Origin of the sequence: Pseudoalteromonas sp. OOF1S-7, from assembly GCF_022347765.1 — a bacterium.
In the GTDB taxonomy this organism is placed as follows: domain Bacteria; phylum Pseudomonadota; class Gammaproteobacteria; order Enterobacterales; family Alteromonadaceae; genus Pseudoalteromonas.
In genome coordinates this window covers 202226-224906 of the sequence record NZ_JAKRFZ010000001.1, presented here as the reverse complement: position 1 = coordinate 224906, position 22681 = coordinate 202226, and the positions used below count along the sequence as shown (strand labels likewise).

The 22681-nt window shown below is 46.5% G+C and carries 18 protein-coding genes and 1 pseudogene; 14 read left to right on the top strand and 5 right to left on the bottom strand.

Going from position 1 to position 22681, the window contains the following annotated elements; translation table 11 throughout:
• Window position 1 precedes the first annotated feature (1 nt).
• The 3 genes from MHN33_RS00955 (at window position 2) to MHN33_RS00945 (ending at window position 1406) form a co-directional block, all read left to right on the top strand.
• On the top strand, window positions 2-328 hold the full coding sequence (locus MHN33_RS00955; protein WP_125718762.1) for a YbaB/EbfC family nucleoid-associated protein: 327 nt from the start codon (window positions 2-4) through the stop codon (window positions 326-328).
• Between the two features lie 88 nt (window positions 329-416).
• Window positions 417-1007, top strand: a complete 591-nt coding sequence (locus tag MHN33_RS00950) for a rhomboid family intramembrane serine protease (RefSeq protein WP_239393288.1) — start codon at window positions 417-419, stop codon at window positions 1005-1007.
• Window positions 1008-1109: 102 nt separating this feature from the next.
• On the top strand, window positions 1110-1406 hold the full coding sequence (locus tag MHN33_RS00945; RefSeq protein WP_275442338.1) for a DUF1330 domain-containing protein: 297 nt from the start codon (window positions 1110-1112) through the stop codon (window positions 1404-1406).
• Between the two features lie 145 nt (window positions 1407-1551).
• On the opposite strand, the gene MHN33_RS00940 is transcribed toward MHN33_RS00945, so the two are convergent.
• Window positions 1552-1782, bottom strand: coding sequence for a hypothetical protein (locus MHN33_RS00940; protein ID WP_239393287.1), 231 nt, complete (start codon window positions 1780-1782; stop codon window positions 1552-1554).
• Between the two features lie 443 nt (window positions 1783-2225).
• Between MHN33_RS00940 and MHN33_RS00935 the strand changes: the two genes are divergently transcribed.
• A complete protein-coding gene (locus MHN33_RS00935; RefSeq protein ID WP_239393286.1) occupies window positions 2226-2831 on the top strand; it encodes a DUF998 domain-containing protein in 606 nt (201 codons plus the stop codon).
• A 47-nt stretch (window positions 2832-2878) separates the two neighbouring features.
• Here MHN33_RS00935 and MHN33_RS00930 read toward each other — a convergent pair whose 3' ends face one another.
• The gene (locus MHN33_RS00930) at window positions 2879-3463 is read right to left on the bottom strand and encodes a class I SAM-dependent methyltransferase (protein WP_239393285.1); all 585 of its coding nucleotides are present in this window, start codon (window positions 3461-3463) and stop codon (window positions 2879-2881) included.
• A gap of 216 nt (window positions 3464-3679) precedes the next feature.
• Here MHN33_RS00930 and MHN33_RS00925 point away from each other — a divergent pair, with 216 nt between their 5' ends.
• Window positions 3680-4519: a DUF6279 family lipoprotein gene (locus tag MHN33_RS00925; protein ID WP_239393284.1), complete on the top strand. Its 840-nt coding sequence runs from the start codon at window positions 3680-3682 to the stop codon at window positions 4517-4519.
• 47 nt (window positions 4520-4566) lie between these two features.
• Here the strand turns inward: MHN33_RS00925 and MHN33_RS00920 are convergent, their stop codons facing one another.
• The 3 genes from MHN33_RS00920 to MHN33_RS00910 all read right to left on the bottom strand — a co-directional run bounded on the left by MHN33_RS00920 (window position 4567) and on the right by MHN33_RS00910 (window position 10462).
• On the bottom strand, window positions 4567-6744 hold the full coding sequence (locus tag MHN33_RS00920) for a DUF6359 domain-containing protein (RefSeq protein ID WP_239393283.1): 2178 nt from the start codon (window positions 6742-6744) through the stop codon (window positions 4567-4569).
• 261 nt (window positions 6745-7005) lie between these two features.
• A complete protein-coding gene (locus MHN33_RS00915; RefSeq protein ID WP_239393282.1) occupies window positions 7006-9132 on the bottom strand; it encodes a bifunctional 2',3'-cyclic-nucleotide 2'-phosphodiesterase/3'-nucleotidase in 2127 nt (708 codons plus the stop codon).
• 367 nt (window positions 9133-9499) lie between these two features.
• Window positions 9500-10462: a LysR family transcriptional regulator gene (locus MHN33_RS00910; RefSeq protein ID WP_239393281.1), complete on the bottom strand. Its 963-nt coding sequence runs from the start codon at window positions 10460-10462 to the stop codon at window positions 9500-9502.
• Window positions 10463-10591: 129 nt separating this feature from the next.
• On the opposite strand from MHN33_RS00910, the gene MHN33_RS00905 reads away from it, so the two are divergent.
• The 9 genes and pseudogenes from MHN33_RS00905 (at window position 10592) to MHN33_RS00870 (ending at window position 22677) form a co-directional block, all read left to right on the top strand.
• Window positions 10592-11758 (top strand): efflux RND transporter periplasmic adaptor subunit, encoded by a 1167-nt coding sequence (locus tag MHN33_RS00905; RefSeq protein WP_239393280.1) that lies wholly within the window; start codon window positions 10592-10594, stop codon window positions 11756-11758.
• 9 nt (window positions 11759-11767) lie between these two features.
• Complete coding sequence (locus MHN33_RS00900; protein WP_239393279.1) at window positions 11768-14944, top strand: multidrug efflux RND transporter permease subunit; 3177 nt, start codon at window positions 11768-11770, stop codon at window positions 14942-14944.
• Between the two features lie 157 nt (window positions 14945-15101).
• On the top strand, window positions 15102-16109 hold the full coding sequence (locus MHN33_RS00895; protein WP_239393278.1) for a zinc-binding dehydrogenase: 1008 nt from the start codon (window positions 15102-15104) through the stop codon (window positions 16107-16109).
• A 641-nt stretch (window positions 16110-16750) separates the two neighbouring features.
• On the top strand, window positions 16751-17596 hold the full coding sequence (locus MHN33_RS00890) for a nucleotide-binding protein (RefSeq protein WP_239393277.1): 846 nt from the start codon (window positions 16751-16753) through the stop codon (window positions 17594-17596).
• A gap of 138 nt (window positions 17597-17734) precedes the next feature.
• Window positions 17735-18805 (top strand): RelA/SpoT domain-containing protein, encoded by a 1071-nt coding sequence (locus MHN33_RS00885; RefSeq protein WP_239393276.1) that lies wholly within the window; start codon window positions 17735-17737, stop codon window positions 18803-18805.
• A 150-nt stretch (window positions 18806-18955) separates the two neighbouring features.
• Window positions 18956-19042: pseudogene (locus tag MHN33_RS23980) on the top strand (transposase); the annotation flags it as partial.
• A gap of 578 nt (window positions 19043-19620) precedes the next feature.
• Window positions 19621-20574, top strand: a complete 954-nt coding sequence (locus MHN33_RS00880) for a hypothetical protein (protein WP_239393275.1) — start codon at window positions 19621-19623, stop codon at window positions 20572-20574.
• Window positions 20567-21673, top strand: a complete 1107-nt coding sequence (locus MHN33_RS00875) for a hypothetical protein (RefSeq protein WP_239393274.1) — start codon at window positions 20567-20569, stop codon at window positions 21671-21673. The genes MHN33_RS00880 and MHN33_RS00875 overlap by 8 nt, the downstream gene beginning before the upstream one ends.
• 140 nt (window positions 21674-21813) lie before the next feature.
• The gene (locus MHN33_RS00870) at window positions 21814-22677 is read left to right on the top strand and encodes a hypothetical protein (protein WP_239393273.1); all 864 of its coding nucleotides are present in this window, start codon (window positions 21814-21816) and stop codon (window positions 22675-22677) included.
• The last annotated feature ends 4 nt before the right edge of the window (window positions 22678-22681 follow it).

The following is a 22681-nucleotide window of genomic DNA, read 5'->3' as shown; positions in this document are numbered from 1 at the left end:
TATGTTTAAAGGTGGAATGGGCAATATCATGAAGCAGGCGCAGCAAATGCAAGAGCGCATGGAAAAAGCCCAGGAAGAGATTAAAAGCCTGGAAGTCGTTGGTGAAGCCGGCGCAGGCCTGGTTAAAGTCACTATGCTGGGTAGCCACAATGTACGCCGCGTAGAGATCGACGAAAGCCTGATGGAAGACGACAAAGACATGATCGAAGACTTGCTGGCAGCAGCGGTCAATGACGCTGTACGCCGTGTAGGTGAAGAGTCGCAAAAGCGCATGTCAGAAGTCACCGGCGGTATGCAGATGCCTCCGGGATTCAAGATGCCGTTTTAATTGAAAGTAAAAGAAAAATAGCGCCTCATGGCGCTATTTTTTTGTTTGAATTCTGACAACTTCTAACAGAAATATGACAAGGACATAAATGAGTACGCGTGCGCTGGTTTTTCCACCCAATTTTAAGCTGGTTTTATACGCAATGGCTGTGATGATTGCGATGCAGCTGTTGGGGAGCGTGATTGGCTTGCCGGTGGGTCGACTCGGGATCATCCCACATAATGAGTATTACCTGAGTGGTGTCATCACCGCGCCTTTTGTCCATGGCAGCTGGGGTCATTTAATGAGTAATCTGCTGGGCCTCTCTATCAGTGGTTATCTGGCCGCGAGGTTACCCAAGTTTAAAAGCGCGACACTGCTAATCCTGGTTGCGACCGGGTTACTCGTCTGGCTCTTTGCAGGTTCAGGCAATCACATTGGTGCATCCGGTCTGGTTATGGGCTATTTTGGCCTGTTGCTTGGTGCCGCATTGTTTAATCGCAACGTACTGGGTGTGCTCAGTTTTATCGCCTTACTGGTGCTTACTTATTATGCCAATATCAGCTTTTTAGCGACTTTGCTCGATTTCTCCGCTCAGACCAGCAGCTCAAGCCATATCTTTGGCTTTATCAGCGGAATGGGGGCGGCGTATTTGACTAGGCAAAAACGTGTGAGTAACAAGAACAAGGTGGCTCGCTGATGAGCCGTATGATTTTTCACTGCCAGCTGAATATACCATGTGCTAAACGGGCGGAGTCAGTTTCTACATTGGCAGGACATTTTAAAAAGAGAAGTAATAATTATGTATGAATATCTCGTCGGGTTAGCGGTATCAGATAATGAGGTGTACGCCCAATATCGTGCTGCGATGAAGCCTATTTTGAGCGTTTATCAGGGTGGGTTTGGGTTCGATTTTGTCGTCAGCGAAGTATTGCAATCTGAAACGGATAAACCAATCAACCGGGTCTTTACGATCCAGTTTCCAAGTAAAGAAATGTCTGAGCGCTTTTTCTCAGACGAAGACTACCTGCAGGTAAAAGCGCGCTACTTTGATGCGTCGGTTGCGCATACCACAATTATTTCGGGCTATGAAAAATAAACCTGAAGTCGCTAAACAAGCTTTAGGGTGTTGTAAGAGTGCAGCAGAACATGGGAGCAGCGTGGTTTTGGCTAGCTGTAACGTAACATGGTCAACCGTCACCATACTGCAAACCGAATCGTACTGGCTAATTCGCTGTGTGTTGTTACCAGTATACTTTGGTCACTTTGAGTCTGCCGCCATCGTTTTCACATATAGCACCCAAATTTGGGATGTAAGTCTGCGAAATTTTAAACCACAACTGAACTTGGTTGCTATCGAGGCACTGGAAGTGATAGTAGCGAAAATTTCCCGGGTCGATGCCCCGGGCCTGAGTTGTAGCGCTGAGTGTGAACATGCCCGCTGCAATGGTACAGAGTGTTATAAGCTTCTTCATGTTAGTTTCCTTCATGTATTATACCAATTTCACTCAATACCTGTTCAATTTGAAGGAGCAAATAGAACACTTAACTAAGCAAATTGGTATTATCTTGATCCCTTCACAGGCAATGACCTTTTTTGTGTTTTAGTGTCATTGAATGTGAACAAGTTTAATATTATGTGATCTACTTAATGTCTGTCTATATTTTACTCACAATACAAAGCGATCAAATCACTATCTAGCTATATCTTCATGATATAAAAGAAGTTGTTTTTATGGGTTATCTGCCAGGGCCGGTGTAGTCGTTGTGATCGAGTAACGCATATGGTTTGCAATCTGATTCATTTTTAGGTACGTTTTATTAGCACTAAATATACAAATTTTATTGAGTTAGTGCAGAACAATAAGATAAGCCTTAACCGTCATCGATAGCTGTGCCTGGACCAAGGAGGAAGAGGATGTTTGAATTTTTTGCAGCGTTATTGGGCCTGATAGCGACCGTTTGGATCACATGCGGCGTTTATATTGCGGGTCGGTTTTATCCTAACTATGATCATATTAACCAGTTTTGCAGTGAACTGGGGGCGGCGGGGAGCCCAACTCAGAGGCTGTCTCCCTGGATTAATAATTATCCGTTAAGCGTGATGTTTACGGTCTTTGGCTGGCATGTTACTCAGCTGCCAAATGCCAGCATCGCATTCTATATCACGGGTGTGCTGATCATGTTTCATGGTATAGGCACTTGGTTTGCAGGTTACTTCCCAATGGATAAAGACCCCTATACGACCACACCCAGTCGCCATTGCCTGATCCATTCAACCGCAGGTTCTGTTGTCATGTTAACCCTGCTGCTTGCACCGGTGTTTGTGGCCATCAGCCCGGACTCAGAGCTGGTCGCGCCCTGGTTTCGTGTTTTTTCTGTCACGGTGGTCCTTGCATCACTGTTTTTCACGGTTAAACTGATTCGAGCATTTCACATCAAGCGCGGTGCTGGTTTGTACCAGCGTTTGTCCTACTGGACTCAGTTAGTTTGGCTGAGCGTATTTTCTCTGGTTTTGATGTAATAAGCGTTGCCCGCAGTTAAGGTCGGGCAACTTTTTTACCGTTTGTATTAAAGTTTGAGCGCCTCAACAATCAAAAATTTTCCCTCATGATTACGGTGAACTGTGTGCGATATTTGCACGAAACCGCTGTTCTGCAGGAGTGATTTTAGACCATCAAGGGCTTTCAGATCAGAGTGAACTTCTATGTTTCCTTCTGTCGGCGCATTCAGATCTTCACACAACCAGATCTTGCCGCCGGATTTGAGTGCTGAATAAACCAATGCCATCGACTGAGCCGGGCTTTGCCAGTGGTGAACAGAAAATGCGGCTACGACTAAATCCTGTGTATTATCGGACACATCTAGTGACTCTGCACCGGCTTCAAAAAATTGCAACTGAGCCTTTGAAAGTCCGGCTCGTTGTTGTCGGGCCTGTGCCAGCGCAATCATTTTGGCAGTTGGGTCGAGTGCAGTCACGCGCACATTTACAGCAGATTGTGCCAGACATACGCTCAGGTATCCGCCGCCGCAGCCGAGTTCAACAACATTGAAACCAGATTGCACGCCCGCAAGCCCAGGGATCTGTTGGTGGAAATCCAGTTCGCCCCATTGCTCGTCATAACGGTTCGCATGTTCATCATTCCAGTGGCTCATAAATGTTCCTCTTGTCTTTTATGGTATGGCGTCAGTATGTAGGTAAGGCGCTGTTCAGGGCAGAGCTCAGATTATGAAAAAATCGGCTTATCTTAAGAATTCAATATTGAGCAAATTTTGTAACGGAAGAAATATTTACAGACACTTTTTTAGTCCACATTTTGACAATTTACGTATTTACTAAAGAGACCAATAACACGGACTATGGATACGACAATGAGAAAGCTTTTGATGGTACTGGCATTGCTGACAATGACCGGCTGCTCAACAAAATTTATTTATAAAAATGCTGACTGGCTGAGCTACTGGTATCTTGACGACTATGTGTCAATGACCGATGAACAGGAAGCGCAGTTTGATACGCGTTTACTCTCCTGGCTGGAATGGCATAAAACACAGGAATTGACACGCTATGCCGAGCAGCTTACTTTGCTGAAATCAGACATAGAGAACGACAAAATTACTCTGGCGCGTATTGAGTACCATCAGACACAGATGCTGGCGCACTGGTATCGTTTACGTGGCAAAGTGGTGCCGGATCTGGTTGACATGGCGCCTATGCTGAGTGAAACGCAGGCCAAAGAGCTTTTTGACGCACTTGCCGAAGGTGAAGCTGAGCGGGCTGAGAAACGGGCTAAACGTTCAGAGCAGAAAAAACACAAGCGCTGGTTGCGAGAGCGCGAAAAAAATCTCAAGCGCTGGATAGGCAAGCTCTCTGCCGAGCAGGAATCGCGGATTGCGCAATTGTACGACCAACAGAGCAGCACCGCAGACTTGTGGACAGATTATCGCACGCGTTACCAGGGAGAGCTCAGAGCCTTGTTTGCTCAGTCTGAGCGTGGCGATGTTTTTAAAGCAAGACTGTCCGAATTACTGATGGCCCCGGAGGTGTTCCGCTCTGAACAACTCAACCAGGCTCAGGTAAAGAATCGCCAGGCAAACCACCAATATCTGCTGGATGTGTATATGAGTCTCAGTGAAAAACAGAAAAAGCGCCTGGTGTCTGAGCTGGAAGAGGTGATTGAAGACATCCAATCACTTGCTGAAGACGAGTGATCAAGAAGGCGACGCAAAACACGTCGCCTGGTTTTAGAATCGCTGCTTTAATCCAGCAGAGTCAGTGTGGTGACGTTACGCACACCAGGCTGGCTCATATAGTCATTTTTAACGCCAGTGACACGCAGCTTTTTGCCCAGCAAACTCGGGTTCAGCTGAGGGCTGTATGTCGCGCGCTGTGAAGACTCTAGCTTGATGTACAGCTTGTTGCCGGGGGCGTTTGGGTCGCTCAGCTCAAGTGCATAAATGTTGTTGATGGCTGAGGTAATGGTGCCCGCTACCACAACCGGTGTGCCATTGCTTTTGGCCAGCACTTCACTGACCGTCATATCCAGGTTTGGATCCGGGTCTGGAGAGGTTGCAGATGCCTTAGCAATCTCAGACACGTTGCGGATCCCAGGCTGACTCATGTACGAGTCGCGCTTACCCGTGATAACCAAAGTCTCATCCAGAATGCTGGGGTTCAGCTGCGGACTGAACTCGGCGCGCTGGCTTGATTCAAGCTTGATGTTGATAGTGGTACTGTCGTCAGATAAGTCAGACAGCACCAGTGCGTAGATGCTGTTGAGTGGTGCTTTGACCTTACCGGTTAAGGTGATGGTTTCGCCCTGAGCTGTGGTCAGTGCCTGAGCTACCGATAGTGCGCTGGGTGCGATAACCAGATCGGTAACATAACGGATCCCCGGCTCACCCATGTAACTGTTACGCTTGCCGGTTACCAGCAGCGTTTTGCCCAGGATTTCAGGGTTCAGCTGCGGGTTGAAATCGGCGCGCTGATTAGACTCCAGTTTAACATTGATGCTCACAGCCGGGTCATTTAGGTCGGTCAGTAACAGACCATAAATACCGTTTACGGCATCCGTCACTTTACCCTGAACAACCAGCTCAGTGCCGGTTGTGGCGGCCAGCGCGTCAGCGACTGACACCGCAGTACCCGGCGTTGGATCCGGATCAGGATCTGGGTCTACCTGGCCCTGGCCATACGGTGCATTGAACGCGTTGTCTTTGTAGGTGTCTGTATCCCAGGGGTTAAAGCCATTGCTGGGGTTGCTCCAGGGTTGTCCATTGTTGGGGTCGAACATTTCCTCTGAGGTCATGGGGACCGGCGTTACACGGCCCGGTGTGCGGCCATTGGTACCATCGAAATGAGTGTAGCTTTCAGGTGTAGCCAGCCAGTTGATGATATTAACTGATAACACAGAGGCGTGACCTGGATCTGTCCAGCCCGGGTAAGTTTTTTTGGTGTTCCCGTTGTCCTGTCGACGATATTTAGGAGTTGCATCTTCGATGGGGGAGGAGTCACCAATGAATGCTGCTTTACCAGCACCAGATTTAGCGATGGCAACGTAAGGGCCTTCGGCCTCGCCACCAAAATACAGGCCAGAGTCTTTGGCGTGTCGCCACTTAGTCGGGTTGTCTGTTTCAGCAAAGTAAACCAGGCCTTTGGCTTTTTGGCCGTCGACAATCGCCAGCGTTGCACCGGCAGCCATCAGGATAGGGGCAACACCCTGGGTCAGGCCTTGGGTCTGAGAAGCAGGCTCGACACCGCTGACCCCTTGTTTGTAGTCAACGCCGTTAAAGCGAAAACGAATACCGAAGTTTTCAACCAGCCAGCCTTGTTGTGCGCTTTTCGGATTGCGCCAGTCACCGTAGACGCCGCCCAGGTTATATTTGCTCAGATCCGAGCGGTTGTAACCGTTGAAGACCTCTGTCGCATCCCAGGTATTGAGGTTGCGATCCGCATCGTAATGGTCGGCGATAAAGAAAATCCCTTTACCCGCAGCCACGAAGGTTTCCAGTGCCTGTTGCTCTGCCAGAGTGAACGGGCGGTTAGTTTCAGCAAGCACAAAGACATCGGCATGTTTGATGGCATCATAGGTAATGATGGCTTCGTTTAGCTGAGTTGAGATGTTGCGATCGTCATAGAAGCGGATTTTGCCGTCGTTGTTTAAATCGACGCCGCGATATTCTTCAACGCGGTAACCTTCAGCGACCAGGGCATCGGCAAAGTCAGAAAAGGCGCCGTCAATCACCCAGTCGGCATTTCCTTCAACGCCGCCGTGCGAGACGTCGAATAAAATGGTTTTGCCATTGTTTTGTTGTGCACTCGGTACTTTGACCGGTGCGGTGTTGTTCCAGTTATAAGGTGTTGCCGCTTGCAGTGTTGTTGCACCCAGTGCAAGCGTGACACCAAGGCCTAAGACTGTGAATTTAGTTAGTTTCATCATCAATTCCCGTTGTGAATATCAACCAGCCTGACTACTTTTGCTAAATGAGCGTATTCACCCGATCAATAGCCGGATAGCAAACTGGGGTCAGCTCGCTGCAAAGCCAAGTTTCCCTGGCAAGCACACAATCCTTTGGCCTCAAAATGGCACGTTCAGTTCAGCAGGTTGATAGGATAATGCCGCATACTGCCTGTGATTGCGGCGTGATATAAAAACCACGCAAGTGCGTGGCTTTTAAATTGTTTATCGTTCTGTCACTCAGTTCGCGGACTGAGTCAGATCGATTTGATAGATTGCAAAACCGTCATCAGTGGTTTTATTCAAAGGTGTGATGTGGGCAAAGCGTGCACTGAATACGGCGGCTTTGTCCGACGGTGAGCTGTAAAATACAACATTTGCACCCGCCACCGGTGCAAATGACCAATTGCCATCAGCACTAGGGTCCATGCCAGTTTCAGGGTTTTTGTTTGACTGCAAAGCAATGTAGTCTGCGACAACCTGACGGTTTTCGTTAGGAGAATCTACCACGATTTTTTCGCCTGAGATCCCCGGGAAGTTACCTCCACCTGAAGCTCGGTAGTTATTGGTTGCAACCAGGAACACTTGCTCGTCTGTTACCGGCTGACCCTGATAGGTGAGGGCTTTAATGCGGTTACCATCAGAGACTTTATTGCCTGTGGTGTCGTAGCGGGCAGGTTCAGTGACATCAATCTGGTAGCTCACACCATCCAGTACATCAAAGTTATAAGAAGGAAAGCTGGTATTAACCAGTACCTGAACTGCCTCACTGTTTGGCGTAATTTGGTTAAACTGACCGGCCGACATTTCCAGCCATTGTTTAACCTCTGCGCCATTGAGTTTCAACACTTTCAGTACATTCGGATAAATGTACAGGTCGGCCACGTTGCGATAAGCAATGTCACCTTTTTCTACCGCTGTAAAGTCATCAGAGCCACCACGACCTGCTCTGAACGGGGCGCCCGCAGACAGGACTGGTAGTTCACCCAATTCAGTGCCCTGAACAATTGTCTGTGTATACCAAAGCTGAGCGTCGGTGACTATCTGGATAGACGGGTCGTCATTGACGAGCGCAAAGTAGCTGTTTACTTCATCCGAGATCTTAGCAAATGGCTCGTTAACCCAGGTCTTGGTTTCTTCATGTGCGGCCATTGCCGCGTTTTCGACCTGTGCATCGTTAATCGCCAAAGATGTGACTGTGCGGTCTTCGTTGGTGACAGAAATTGGCTGCAAGGTCGACTGGGTGTCTTTCACCTGCCAGCCATCTTTGCCGTATTCCAGCGTCATGTCGATGATCCCCAGATTGTTACCCCAGAAGCCTGGCATAACCGCTGCAACGCCATTGATGGTGCCTTTTTCGTTGTCTACACCATGTTCTTCCAGGCCGGCATAGCGCGGACCCGGGAAGTTGGCGTGGGCATGACCAAACATAATGGCATCAATACCGTCGACTTTGGACAGATAGTAACTGGCGTTTTCAGCCAAAGGTTTCTTCTCTGCCGTTTCCAGACCGGAGTGTGGAATGGCGATGATAATGTCTGCTCCGGCTGCTTTCATCTTAGGCACATAGTGCTTGGCCATGTCGACAATGTCTTTGGCAATCACTTTGCCTTCGAGGTTGGCTTTGTCCCACTGCATAATTTGCGGCGGGACAAAGCCGATGTAGCCGATTTTCAGCGTTTGTGTGTCACCATTTTTATCCACAACCAGCTTCTCTTTTATAAGATAAGGCCTGAACAGCGACAAATCGTTGCTTGGGTCATCGTCACCATCGTCTATAAATACGTTGGCTGAGATATAAGGGAATCTGGCATCGTCTATGGCTTCGTCCAAAAACTCCAGACCAAAGTTAAATTCATGGTTACCGATGTTGGCTACATCGTAATCCAGGGTATTCATAGCACCATAAATCGGGTGTACATCACCGTCTTTAAGCCCTTTAATTTTGGCCATGTAGTCGCCAAGCGGGCTGCCCTGGATCAAGTCACCGTTGTCTACTAGTACGGAGTTTTTCACCGCATCACGTGCCTGACGGATCAGGGTCGCAGTTTTGACCAGCCCGACCTTGTTGTCTTCTTTATTGGAGAAATAGTTGAAATTCATCAGGTTGGCATGCAGGTCCGTGGTTTCCATCACGCGCAGTTCAAGCAGGGTGCCCGGGGCAATCACCGGCTCTTCGGGCTGCTTGTCGTCAGTCGGCTGCTTATCGTCAGTGGGTTGTTTGTCATCTGCAGGCTGTTTGCCATCATCCGTTTGTTGCTCATTTGCCGGTGGCTTGATCTTAACTTTGTTATCGTTATCTGAACAACCGGTGAGTAAAGCGGCACTGCCGCAAAGCATTGCGAGTGTTAGTAATTTTAATTTCATAGTCCTGACTCTGTAATTGTTTCAGGGGCAGTACTATAGAAACCAAAAAAGACAAAGAGGCTAAAAATTCATGGCATCTCTGTGCAATATATATGGCTAAAAAATGACTTGAAGATTCTCGTTAACATTTGGGTAAAAACGCCATGTGAGATTTTATTTCTATAAAGAATATGAGCTTAAGTGCTTTCTTGGGTGAATATCTATGACTCTTTTTGAAATAACACTATTGATGTATACAGGGCAGAGTTTTTTCTGAATATATGTATGCACCTAACAAAATGAAGAGTTACAGCACGCAAAATGTCTTCTCAGGTATTATTTTGCGGCTGTCATTATTGAATATCTGGTATGAGTAGAAATATACCCGTTAACTGAAATTATTTTTGTTGGCCTGATAAAGTTGGTCAATGTCGGGGATATTGCGCTCCCAGCGCGGTTTTTGCTCGCCAATATAATGGCGTGCGGCATCCAGAAAAAGGCGGGTTCTGACGGGCAGGTCCCGGTGCGGGTATACGGCATATACAGCGCTATAATCGGGCAGGTTGACGTCAGTCAGCAGAGGCACCAGCTGATCGGTATCAGCATGATCGGCAAAGAAGAAGGCCGGTGCGGTAAAAAATGCGGTGTGCGACAGTACTTTGGCTATCAAGGCCTCAGCATCATTGGAGCGAAACACTGGCGTTATGGGTTGCTCCTGCGGCTTGCCATCTTCGTCGATGTAACTGATGGATTCAAAGCGCAGGTGTGAACTGCTGTAAGACGCTGCGGGTAAATCTGCCAGATCGGCCATGCATTTGGGCTCGCCATAGGTGTCAATAAAGCGCTGTGTGGCCAGGATCAGCATTTTGTTACGGGCTATTTTTCGGGCAACTAGGGAAGAGTCACGGGGCTCGCCAACCCGAAACGCCAGATCATAACCCTCAGAGATCATATCCACGACCCGGTCGTCCATGCGGATCTCAACACTGACCTGAGGAAAACGCTTTTGAAAGTCGGTGATCACCGGCATCAGGTAATATTTGCCAATGTAACTGGATGCGGTAATACGCAATAAGCCCCTTGGCTCCTGGTGATAGTTTTCTGCCAGTTGCACGGTATCTTGTAGCAGCAGGCGCAGATCGGCTGCCTTTTTTACCATTTCTGCACCGGCCGCAGTCAGAGAAAATGACCGGGTAGTGCGGTTGAGCAGTCGCACACCCAGCTCTTCTTCAAGTTTGCCTATCTGTTTGGAGATCACTGAACGGTCAATATTTCTCAGCTCAGCTGCCTTAGAAAATGACCCCTGCTCAACAACTTCGAGCAACATAATCAATCGGCTGGTGGTATCCATAATCTGTCCTTTCAATACAAAGAAAAGTTTATTGGTGCCATTCTGGCACTAATGTTTTTAAAAAACTACCATTTTTCTTCACGATAATTCTTCGTACCATCATAGCAACTCATACTGTCGGAGAATGTCATGAATAAAATTAGCTATACACTCAGTGCGGTCGCACTTGCTTTGGTGCTCAGCGGTTGTAGCCAGCCCAATGCACAGGAAGGGCAACAACAGCCACCGCCGCTGACCATAGATGTGGCGCAGGTGAAAATGGCCCCGGTTCAGTCGTGGCATACCTTTACCACGCGTTTGCAAGCGCCGGAGCGGGTGGTGCTTAAGCCTCGCGTATCTGGTCAGGTAGAGCAGATGACATTCAAAGAAGGTGAAAGAATTGAGAAAGGCCAGACTTTGTTCAGACTTGACCCGCGCCCGTTTGAAGTGCAGGTAGAAACCCTGAATGCTCAGCTGGTGAGCGCTGATGCGGCTTTAATGCAGGCTAAAAGCGAAGCACGCCGTGCCAAACAACTGGTCGCTGAAAAAGCCATGTCAACCGAGCTTGCCGAGCAGCGTGCGGCGACATTGCGCCAGGCACAGGCTAACCGCGATGCTATCGCCGCACAGCTGAAAAAAGCGCGCCTGGATCTGGAGTTCAGCCAGGTTGAAGCGCCGATCAGTGGCGTGATTTCGCGTGCTATCGTAACCAAAGGTAATTATGTGAGCGCCGGTGAAACCACGCTGGCAACCATAGTTTCAGATCAGCAGATCTATGCTTACTTTGATGTCGATGAGCGCACCTGGAGTGACAAGTTTGCCGGTGTTGATGCCACAGATGCGGTAACCGTGCAATTACAGCGTATCAATGGTGGGGCATCTGTGCCCGGCGTGGTTGATTTTATCGATAACGAAATTAACCCCAATACGGGCACTTTAGGCGTACGTGCAGTGTTTGATGCGCAGCAACACGGCCTGAAACCAGGTGCCTTTGCGCGCATCTCTTTGGGCTCGGCTGATGCTGCCACCATGCCTTTGGTGCCTGAGCGTGCCATTGGAACGGATCTGAAAAACCGCTTTGTACTCACGGTAGATGCCAATAACACGCTGCAATACCGCCTGGTAGAGCTGGGTGAGCGCTACGGAGCATTCCGTGCGATTAAATCGGGTCTGGAAGCAGGCGATAAAGTCGCGGCCAATGGTCCTGCACGCGTTGGCCCGGGCATGCCTATCACCCCAAATATGGTGACGCTGAACCTGGATGATACCCGTCTTGTGATTGCACAGCGCGACACTCAGCATAGCGCTGCAAACTAAGAGGCCATTATGAACTTTTCTCACTTTTTTATCAGCAGGCCGATTTTTGCGGCCATGCTCTCGCTGGTGTTTGTGATCACCGGCGCTATCTCGCTGTTTCAGTTGCCGGTCAGCGAATACCCGGAAGTTGTCCCACCGACTGTGGTGGTCAACGCCAGTTACCCGGGTGCCAACCCCAAAGTGATTGGTCAGACCGTTGCAACGCCGCTTGAGCAGGAACTCAATGGCCTGGAAAACATGCTGTATCATTCATCGCAGGCAACCAGCGATGGCCGTCTTACCCTGACTGTGACCTTTGCTTTGGGCACAGACTTGGATCAGGCACAGGTTCAGGTGCAAAACCGGGTGAATAATGCTCTGCCACGCTTACCACAGGAAGTACAACGCCTGGGGGTGACGGCGCAAAAATCGTCACCTAACCTGGCCCTGGTGGTGCATTTGGTGTCTCCGGATGGTCAGCAGGATACCTCTTACATGGCCAACTATGCCGACATCTATATTAAAGATGAGCTGAAGCGCTTGCCGGAAGTGGGCGATCTACAACTGTTTGGTGGTGCCAAGTATTCCATGCGTGTGTGGCTAAACCCCGATGCACTGGCGGCTCGTAACCTGACAGCAGGCGATGTGATTAACGCCTTACGTGCGCAAAACCAACAGGTGGCTGCAGGCTCTTTGGGCGCTCAGCCTTCACCGGATGAGAACCAGTTTCAGGTATTGCTGAATGTAAAAGGCCGCTTAACTCAGATTGATGAATTTGAGCAGGTGATCATCAAAGTGGGCGAGCAGGGCCAGATCACACGCTTGCAGGACATTGCGCGTGTTGAACTTGGTCAGGAAAACTATGCACTGCGCGCTATGCTGGACAATCAGCCAGCGCTGGCGATGCCGGTATTCCAGCGTCCGGGCTCTAATGCCATTGCTTTGTCTGACAACGTACGTGCGACAATGGCGCGTCTGGCGAAAGACTTCCCGGCGGGCATGACCTATGAAATTGCTTATGACCCTACCGTATTCGTACGTGGCTCAATTGATGCGGTTATACAGACGTTGTTGGAAGCCATTTTACTGGTAGTTGTGGTTGTGGTGGTGTTCCTGCAAACCTGGCGTGCGTCTATCATTCCATTAATTGCCGTACCTGTGTCACTGATTGGTACTTTTGCTATCATGCAGATGCTGGGTGTGTCGATTAATACGCTGTCTCTGTTTGGTCTGGTGCTGGCCATCGGGATTGTGGTGGACGACGCCATTGTGGTGGTCGAAAACGTAGAACGTAATATTGCCGACGGTTACAGCCCGTTTGAGGCAACTAAAATTGCCATGACCGAGGTAACCGGCCCGATTATTGCCATCGCCTTTGTATTGTGTGCGGTGTTTATTCCAACGGCCTTTATAACCGGACTGTCGGGCCAGTTTTATAAGCAATTTGCCCTGACGATCACCATTTCAACCTTGATCTCGGCCTTTAACTCGCTGACCTTATCGCCTGCGCTTTCGGCCTTGCTGTTAAAGTCCCATGATGCGCCGAAAGATGGCCTGACCCGCGTGCTCGACAAACTGTTTGGCACCTGGTTATTCAAACCCTTCAACCGCATGTTCGACAAAGGGGCGCAGGGTTACGAGAAGCTGGTACAAAAGCTGATCCGCATGAGTGTGGTCGTAGGTGTGGTGTACTTAGCGCTGGTGGGTTCAACCGTGGGTCTGTTTAACTCAGTGCCGGGTGGCTTTATTCCTCAGCAGGACAAGCAATACCTGGTTGCGGTAGCGCAACTACCGGATGCGGCCAGTCTGGACAGAACTGAAGCCGTGGTCAAACAAATGCAGGCCATTGCGCTGGAAGTACCTGGTGTGGCACACACCGTGGCGTTCCCGGGTCTGTCGGTGAATGGGTTTACCAACAGCACCAACAGCGGCATTGTGTTTACGCCACTGGCTGATTTTTCTGAGCGTCAGGATCCCAGCCTGTCAGCCCATGCGATTGCGATGCAGCTGAACATGCGCTTTGCACAAATTGATGAAGCCTTTGTTGCGGTGTTCCCGCCGCCGCCAATTCTTGGTCTGGGTACCACAGGTGGTTTTAAATTACAGCTTCAGGACAGAGGTAATAAAGGGTTCGAAGCCTTGTTTGCGGCGCTTCAGACCACCATTGGTCAGGCACAACAACATCCGGCACTGACGGGTCTGTACTCCAGCTTCCGCATTCAGGTGCCACAAATGGACATTAACGTTGACCGTGAGCAGGCACTATTGCAGGGCATTCCGCTGGATGAGGTGTTCAATGCACTACAGATTTACCTGGGCTCTGTGTATGTGAATGACTTTAACCTGTTCGGCCGTACTTATCAGGTCAAAGCGCAGGCCGATGCTGAATTTCGTGCTAAGCAATCGCAGATCAACAACCTGAAAGTGCGTAACGCCGCCGGCAACATGGTGCCTCTGGGCTCCGTAGTTACGGTGACACCCACCACAGGTCCGGATCGGGTGATGCACTATAACGGCTATATGACCGCAGAACTGAACGGCAGCCCGGCGCCGGGGTACAGCTCAGATCAGGCCAAAGAAGCGATTGAATCGGTACTGGCTGAGAGTTTACCGGAAGGGATCAGCTATGAATGGACTGAGGTAACGTATCAGCAAATTCTGGCGGGCAATACCATGGTGTATGTGTTCCCTCTGGTAGTGGTACTGGTCTTCATGGTGCTGGCAGCCCAATACGAGAGCCTGCGTTTACCACTGGCCATAATATTGATAGTGCCAATGACGATATTCTCTGCGCTGGCGGGTGTGTACATGCTGGGCGGTGACAATAATATCTTCACCCAGATTGCGCTGATTGTACTGGTGGCACTGGCCTCGAAGAACGCGATTCTGATGGTCGAGTTTGCCCGCGATAAGCATAAATCCGGTGCAACGCATCTGGAAGCCATCATGGAAGCATGTCGTTTACGACTGCGTCCTATCCTGATGACATCGATTGCGTTCACAGCCGGTGTGGTCCCTCTGGTACTGGCGTCAGGCGCAGGTGCTGAGATGCGTCAGGCAATGGGTAATGCGGTGTTCTTTGGCATGATTGGGGTAACGGTATTTGGCTTGCTCTTTACACCCGTGTTTTATCGTCTGCTTACGCTAAACGAAAGCGCAAAGGAAGGCTCAAAAGACAGCGCAAGCGAGCCTGCGATTGAAAAATAGCCGTTAACAGGATTTAAACACCTGTCACAACATTGAGTTGTTTGACAGAGACCAAGATGGTTTAATAGCAACAATTGCGAAGTTTTGCCCATAACTGGATAGTTGAAGTTATGGGCAACCAGGCCTCAAAAGGGCCGAAATGTGGAGATATGCACCCATGTCAGTCGAAAAAACCACCATGCGAGCGCTGGAGCTGCGTCAATGTGGCGCTGAGTTTGACTTAGCGATGGCAGAGCACACCATGCCAGTGCCGGGAGATAACGAGTTACTGGTTGCCATTGATTATGTGGCCTTGAATCACTTGGACGCACGGATGGCGAAAGACGGATTTTGCCAGTGGCAATACCCGCACATTTTGGGACTGGATGCCGTCGGCACTGTGGTCTCAGCTGCCAAAGGCGTATTTCCTCCCAAAGGCAGCCGGGTATTGTTTAATGCCAGCCTGGCAGAGCAGGGGATGCTGAAAGAATACGCGGTTGTGCCCAGCCACGCGGTGTCGGAAGTACCCGATGGCATGAGTGGCAAGGTGGCGGTGTCACTACCCAATGCGGGCATGGCGGCACTGCTGGCTCTGGATAAAATGCAGATGCAGGACGGCGACTCGCTGGCCATCAACAGCGCGCAAGGCGCCGTGGCCCATTTTGCCGTGCAATACGCCAAACAGCGCGGTGCTCAGGTGTTTGCTTTCGCGCAGAAAGAACACCACAAAAGGCTAAGTAAACTCGGTGCAGACTGGGTGTTCGACTGTGAGTCGGAGTCGGTGTGCGAACAGATAAAGCGCGAGATGGGGCCAGGTGGTTTTGACTGTATCCTGAATACACAAGGCGGCGACTCCTTTTTGGATGACCTGCGCCACTTGCGGTTTTGCGGTCGCATTGCCTGTCTTAATGGCTTTGGCACCATTCCCGAAGAGCTGCTGTTTGAGAAAGCACCCAACATTGGTGTGGTCTCAGTCGCCGGCGCCTGGATGGCGAACAGCCTGTGCGCCCAGCAGCACTTGTGCTTTATGGGACGCCAGTTACTTGATGACGTCAGCAACGGCCGCATCAAAGCACCTGAGGTTAAACTGCTCGACTTTAGCGTCGACACCGTGCGCGATGCATTAAGTTGTTTGCTAGGGAAAACCTGCCAGCAACGCCCGGTGATCCGCATTACGCGCGATTAATCCGACACGATATTTATGAGTTACAAAGCCCGGCTAGTTTAGTCGGGCTTTTTAATGTGTGGAGACTTAAAATAGTAGGCTTCTGGGGAGCGCCGTGTTGTTTGAGGTGTTACGTTGTTTGGGCCTTTCTAAACGCTGACAGAAGTATAAAACAAGCGAGAAGCTAGCTTGCGACAGGGAGAAACAGAGCCAGCGAGCCGATGTGCTTTCCTGACAAATGAAAATAGCGGTGAGGCGATTCTGTCAATGTAATATGCAAGGGGAAGTAAGCCATGCTGTGTTGAAATCACAATACCTTGCCAAATAGGAAAAAAGTGGGTCTAATGATATGCATAAATCACGTTGTTCAGGCAGGGAATGAGTCACGTTGTAACGGTTTAAGTCACAAACGGTTCAGTACATAAGTTACTCATCAAAAGCAAATCCCCAAAACATAAACAACACCAACCGGATACGGCGTGCAGGTAGCGGCCCAGTTCAATAAACGATTATGCGTATTGCGTACGCATGAATACTAAAGCGTTAGATTTTCGCGAAGTTCATAATATTAACCAAAGAAGGTCTTAAAATTGTTTAATCTAATAATCTCATATGATCCGGAAAGTTGGGACAGCAGCCCTCACGAGCTTGATAGAAGCCGTGTGGCAATTGAATATACTGCTGATGAGATTAGTGAGAGATACAAATTTTTTAGTGAAAGTGCAATTGAAGAGCTAAAAAGTTTTCCTACTCTTTTCGTTACAGAAAACGAGTCAGTAGAATCTAAAATAGGCTACGTAAAAAATATTCGTCTTCGACAGAATTCGGTTGTGTTCGATTTTGAATTTGATCATGCTTTACCGAGCCTACCAGTTGGTGCTATTGAGGCTTTGAGAGTTGATATTGATCTTGGTAGTTGGGAACTATCGCGGACTCACTGGGCAATTAAAGATGAGCCACTATTTGAAATCTTGTTACGAAAAGGCTATGTCACCCAACAACAATTAAATGCTTCTAAATGGGGTTCCAACCAAGAACCAAGCTTTGATCCTCCTGTAATTCCAACCCCTCCTGGTGTCTTTAATACATCTCAGGTGTTTATAGTTCATGGTCATGACGATATTGCCAAGCTAGAGATGTCGGCATTCGTTTCAAGCCTAGGCTTGCAGCCAATAATTCTTCATCAGCAAGCGAGCTCGGGGCGAACTATTATTGAAAAAATAGAGCACTATTCAAATGTCGGCTTTGGCGTGGTTTTGTATACACCGTGCGATATAGGCTCTAAAGTTGGAGACCTAACGGGTAATTATAGAGCACGTCAAAATGTCGTTTTTGAACATGGTTTTCTAATTGGTAAACTTGGGAGAGCTAGGGTTTCCGCAGTGGTAAAAGGCAGCGTAGAAACCCCAAATGATATTAGTGGTGTAGTTTACGTTTCAATGGATCATGCGGGGGAATGGAAGCAGCAATTATTGGTAGAGCTCAGAGGTGCTGGCTATCAAGTATAAACCTAACAAAAATCTGCACACGGACGCATACTGCTACGCTCGTTTTTGTGTATGTCGCTGCGCTCCAATTTTACACAAAAACGCTCTCCGCAGATTGTGCCGGTGAGCTTGGCGTTAGACATACTTCAGGGAGAATACATGCCATCTTTGGATTTTGAGACGGAAAAGACAATTTTCCGAGATTATTACAACGAAAATAGTGGGTTATTTGATGGAGCAAAGAGTTCATTTATCACTCTAGTGAATTCCCTAATCAGAAGCGCCAGCGATATTGCTTTGTCAAAAATTGAAGGCCGGGTAAAAGATCGGGACGAATGCGTAAAAAAATTCAGTAGAAAATATCGAACAGATCTTGAATCAAAAGGCGAAGAATATCAGATTATAGATCACATCACAGACCTAATAGGCTTGCGAGTAGTTTGCCTCTATGAGGATGATATAGTCAAAATTAAAGATCTTTTGTGCGAGCATTTCGATGTTATTGATATAACTGATAAGATTTCACAGATCGAAAATACCGAAAACTCTTTCGGCTATAAAGGTCTCCATTTGGACCTGAAATTAAATGAACAAAGAAAGGGACTTCCTGAATATTCGAAGTTCACAGATTTCCAGTTTGAGGTTCAAATACGAACGATAATACAGGACTCATGGAGCGTTCTTGATCATAAGATAAAGTACAAAAAATCCATACCGAATTACCTTAAAAGACGAATTAACTCTCTAGCTGCGCTATTTGAAGTGGCGGATAGGGAATTCAGAGAAATCCGAAATGCCACAGAAGAAAGTATAAGGGCGGAAGACGTCACTCAAGAACAAATCACTCAGGAAACCGATCAAGTTGAATCGGGTGAAGAAGCACCTAGGTTTACAATTTCCCCTTTAAACGCTTTCAGCTTTTTGAAGATCGCACAGCACTTTTTTAACGGTTTTGAGTTCGAGCCCCATAAGGTAGACGGGTTCACCGAAGAAATTGTGTCTCTGAAGCCGGATATAACTCGCGGAAAATTCAATTTCTATATGCGAGAGAATATCTCACTAGTAAAGCGATATAAGGAGTTTTTCGAAAATAATTACCCAAATGATAAATTGAATCCTTATACAGTTATTAGGCACTGCCTATATAACGGTAATAAGGAAGCGTTTTCCAAATTGCTGACTAACCAATCAACTGAAACGTTTGAAGCATGGCTGGCAGAGAGTGGCTAACAAAGCGCAAGGGCGATAGAAATAGGCGACACCCACCTAAAAATGGCATACTTTTGTTGCCCTGAACTGACATGCAGAAAAGGGTCCAATAGCCTTGTATATCCAAGTTGAGCCTGCTTATAGTGGTCTGCTAATTGAAAATATGGAAACCTTAATGTGTTGCCAAGCGGGTTTATGAGAATACGGCACTATGGATTTCTGGCAAACGCGTGCAGAGTAAAGAAACTGGTGATAATACGTAATCAATGTGGCAGCGAGGCAAGGAGGTTGCCAACCGAGGATAGCGAAGCGCTTTGTACAAGTCCACCAAGCTGGCCGTGCAGGTGTTGCCAAACTGGGCGAGTGTGCTTGATGCTGGTGTTGCTGGTTGAGAAGTGCAAGGGGCACGAAGGTAGCTGGCGAGAAGGAGACTCAGAGCGAACGAGATAGCGACCCGACGTGGTTGCCTGATAAATGAATATAGCGGTAAAGCGACTGTGCCAATGCAACATGCAAGGGGGAGTAAGTCATGTTGTGTCGAAATCACAACACCTTGCCAAATAGGAAAAAAGTAGGTCTAATAATAGGCATAAATAACGTTGTTTAGGCAGGGAATGAGTCAGGTTGTAACGGTTTAAGTCACAAACGGTTCAGAACAGAAGTTACTCATCAAAAGCAAATTCCCATAGCATAGACCACACCAGCCGGATACGGCGTGCAGGTAGCGGCCCAGTTCAACAAACGATTATGCGTACTGCGTACGCATGAATACTAAAGCGTTATAAGTACAATTTGGCCTGTTCGATATTATTTGAATAATAAGTTTAAGGAAAGTTATGGGTGAGCTATCAAGAAAAATTGGTGAAAAAGGAGAAAAGCTTGTTTCTGAATTTCTAACTATTATAGGTTGGGATAATTTTCTAGACGATGAATCAATAAGTTGTCATTTTCCAGAAAAACATAAAAGAGCAAGTGCAAAAAAGAATAGAACAACTCATGGTATCGATGTATTCCATTCATTTAGATCTCAACTCCAAGATTACACACTCGAAAATATAGTATTATCGGTCAAATATACAAATGATCCTTACCCAGCCAACCCATCATCAAAATTTAAAGAGCATTTAAAAGACTTAGCCCAAACGGTAGAGTGCTTTATGAAGTCTGACTTGAGGTCGTCTAATAACGAAGATTATGAAATGTCAGGGATTAATAAAGCTAGTGATGTTGGAGTTCTCTTTTGGCTAAGTAACCATAAAGAGTCAGACCAAGATGTTATAAGTAAAATTGCAAATATAAATTTAGATAAAAGCCTTAACTTCTCAACAGTACATGTTGTTGATAATAGTCGTGCAGAATTCATTTACGATTCTGTGAATTATATTCGTAATAATTACAGAAACTATGAGTGTTACTTTCATTATGCATTTAGCTCCTCCAACTTTAAAGATCCTGATATTGATAAATACGGAAGCATCATGCCTGTTGAGTATTTAACTTCAAATTTATTACCATTCAGGATAATTGATAAGCAGACAAAAAAAGTATCATTTTGTTTGTCTAGTAGAGAAGATTTTTCCGAAGAAGCTATTAATCGACTCTTGTATTTGGCCAGTGACGTTTCACAAGATTTCACCGGTGACTTTATTTTCCTTTTTCCAGAATACGACCCTTTGAAACATGACCCAATCTTAAAAAGAGCAAAACGTTTAAAAAAGGACACTAAAAGTTCGCTTAATGTAGTTGTAAAGTCTTATAGCTCTGATTTTAGGAATTTAATAAATGAATAAAAAATACCTATTACCATTTGGGGATTCACTAAGAGAGTTCTTAAATGATTCAGGCGTAGTTAAATCAGATCTTAGAGGATTGGTTCGTAGGAGAGGGATTTTTGTTGCTGTAGAAGAGAAAAGTTCATATATCCCTATCTTAGTGCGGACAGGAATAACCCCCTTAGAGTTAATTGAACTCAACGAAAACCTAAAGGTAAGAGAAGCTAACCCCAAAAGGCAGACACAATCAATTAAATGTGAAGCAGTAGATGTAAATTTAATTGATGCAATACCATTAGGTTACAATGTAAACCAAATTACTAAAAAAGAGTTTGCGAACTATAAGGTTTTGGGGAATCCAAGCTTTAAGACCATAGATAACGATCCTAACAATATTGAGTTAGATTTTAGTGTAGAACGATATGACTACACTCAAAGTTGGAATAAGAATACGACTCAATTTAGTGGAAAAGTTAAACTAAAAAAAGATGGAGATGCTCTAGATATTAATATCAGTTTGTCTCATACGTCAGATGAAACAAAGGAGGTGGCTAATAAAATAGCCGCTGATGTGATTGGACTTCTAAAGAAATCGGGTCACGTTAAAAATGAAGAAAAAGTGAAAAAGATAAGGTTTTCTGATTTCACTAATGAAAAAAGAATTAAGTTCTTACAAGAGTTGAGTCAAAAGCAAATAAATAACGAGCTTTACTTCAAAGATACTAAGGATATTGGCTTTAGCCCTGATACATCCCTAGAACTTCCAGAAGAAATTTCTTGGATGCAAGAAAAAGTTAGTAACTTAGAAATTCAAGGTAAAGAGCTACATTCCACATTTTTCATTAAAAATAAAAGGTTACATAAAAACATTCAAATGCACAGGATAGAAGCTTCTTATACATTTGATTTTATTAATTATAGTGGAACATGTGTAATATCTTTTGAATTTCCTGAGTTTGTCGCTAAACAAGATAAAAGTGCAGAACTCATAATTCGAGTAAATAGTGTAAGGTTTAAAGAGAACAAAATAGGCATAAGTCAAAGCAAAATGAAAGAAGTGCTTTTGAGTCAGTTAGAAAGTTCAAAGTTAGCTTTATACAAAAAGCACTCTGAGTAATGTACTTATAACAAACGCATCAAAAATGACGTAAAACGCTTGGCTGGCGCTCATTCTTCGCTAATTATAGCCAAGCATTATCCGCATTTTATGCGGGCGTTATGCATTTTAACCAAACCCACTTTTGGTAAATATTTCGTATGGAAGAGATAGAAAAACAAAAGTTTCAAGCTGAAATAGATAAACTGCAACTGGAATCACAAGAAATTGAAAGAAGGCTTCAATCGCATGTTGGAGCCAGAAGATTTCTGATTGAGGGGATTGTTGGTGGATTAGTAGCGGCGGGACTTTTAGCTGCTTGGCTTATCGTATATTTACAACCAATAATCTCAGCCAAATCTGAGCTTTCCGAAATCACAGCAAAAACCCATGAGGCAAACGTCAAAAAGCTGTCAGAAGAAAAATCCAACTTGGAAAAAGCAAAAGAAAGATTAGAAAAATCAAAAATTGAAGCGGAAAAACAAGCAGAAAAACTTATTGCAGTAAACGCGCAACTTCAAAATCAACAGGAGCAGTCAAAAGCAAACCTGGCACAACAAAAACTAGAGCTAGAAAAGTTGGCGGCAGAGATCAATGAGCTGAGCAGTGCCCTAAACATTAACGAATTAGAAAAGAAAAAGCTGACCGCATTGACAGCTAAAGCCCAGAATGAAATTGCTCGATTGAGTGAAGAAAAGGAAAAGCTAAGCGAAGACATTACTAATACGATTCGGAGAGGTGATGATCTAGATGTGCAAAGAATCAGGACTATTCTCTCGCCCTATACTTATTGGATCTTACACGAAAGCGAAGAGCTGCAAGATGTCACTAAAATAGAAAATACTCTATCTAAGTTTTCTCTTATTCCCATCACTAAAAGTGACAACTTCCAAAAAAGACAAAGAACGGTAAAGACAGAAGCTAATGTCAGCGAATCCGCAATTTCAGAGCTTAAGAAATTATTTCCAGATTATAGTTTCATAAAGAGTTCGTACACTGATGGGGAGGTAACGATCTATCCATAGTTTT

What these genes read in the sequence shown, in the direction of transcription:
- MHN33_RS00955 (WP_125718762.1), top strand. Translation starts at nt 2, where the DNA reads ATGTTTAAAGGTGGAATGGGCAATATCATGAAGCAGGCGCAGCAAATG.
- MHN33_RS00950 (WP_239393288.1), top strand. Translation starts at nt 417, where the DNA reads ATGAGTACGCGTGCGCTGGTTTTTCCACCCAATTTTAAGCTGGTTTTA.
- MHN33_RS00945 (WP_275442338.1), top strand. Translation starts at nt 1,110, where the DNA reads ATGTATGAATATCTCGTCGGGTTAGCGGTATCAGATAATGAGGTGTAC.
- MHN33_RS00940 (WP_239393287.1), bottom strand. Translation starts at nt 1,782, where the DNA reads ATGAAGAAGCTTATAACACTCTGTACCATTGCAGCGGGCATGTTCACA.
- MHN33_RS00935 (WP_239393286.1), top strand. Translation starts at nt 2,226, where the DNA reads ATGTTTGAATTTTTTGCAGCGTTATTGGGCCTGATAGCGACCGTTTGG.
- MHN33_RS00930 (WP_239393285.1), bottom strand. Translation starts at nt 3,463, where the DNA reads ATGAGCCACTGGAATGATGAACATGCGAACCGTTATGACGAGCAATGG.
- MHN33_RS00925 (WP_239393284.1), top strand. Translation starts at nt 3,680, where the DNA reads ATGAGAAAGCTTTTGATGGTACTGGCATTGCTGACAATGACCGGCTGC.
- MHN33_RS00920 (WP_239393283.1), bottom strand. Translation starts at nt 6,744, where the DNA reads ATGAAACTAACTAAATTCACAGTCTTAGGCCTTGGTGTCACGCTTGCA.
- MHN33_RS00915 (WP_239393282.1), bottom strand. Translation starts at nt 9,132, where the DNA reads ATGAAATTAAAATTACTAACACTCGCAATGCTTTGCGGCAGTGCCGCT.
- MHN33_RS00910 (WP_239393281.1), bottom strand. Translation starts at nt 10,462, where the DNA reads ATGGATACCACCAGCCGATTGATTATGTTGCTCGAAGTTGTTGAGCAG.
- MHN33_RS00905 (WP_239393280.1), top strand. Translation starts at nt 10,592, where the DNA reads ATGAATAAAATTAGCTATACACTCAGTGCGGTCGCACTTGCTTTGGTG.
- MHN33_RS00900 (WP_239393279.1), top strand. Translation starts at nt 11,768, where the DNA reads ATGAACTTTTCTCACTTTTTTATCAGCAGGCCGATTTTTGCGGCCATG.
- MHN33_RS00895 (WP_239393278.1), top strand. Translation starts at nt 15,102, where the DNA reads ATGTCAGTCGAAAAAACCACCATGCGAGCGCTGGAGCTGCGTCAATGT.
- MHN33_RS00885 (WP_239393276.1), top strand. Translation starts at nt 17,735, where the DNA reads ATGCCATCTTTGGATTTTGAGACGGAAAAGACAATTTTCCGAGATTAT.
- MHN33_RS00880 (WP_239393275.1), top strand. Translation starts at nt 19,621, where the DNA reads ATGGGTGAGCTATCAAGAAAAATTGGTGAAAAAGGAGAAAAGCTTGTT.
- MHN33_RS00875 (WP_239393274.1), top strand. Translation starts at nt 20,567, where the DNA reads ATGAATAAAAAATACCTATTACCATTTGGGGATTCACTAAGAGAGTTC.
- MHN33_RS00870 (WP_239393273.1), top strand. Translation starts at nt 21,814, where the DNA reads ATGGAAGAGATAGAAAAACAAAAGTTTCAAGCTGAAATAGATAAACTG.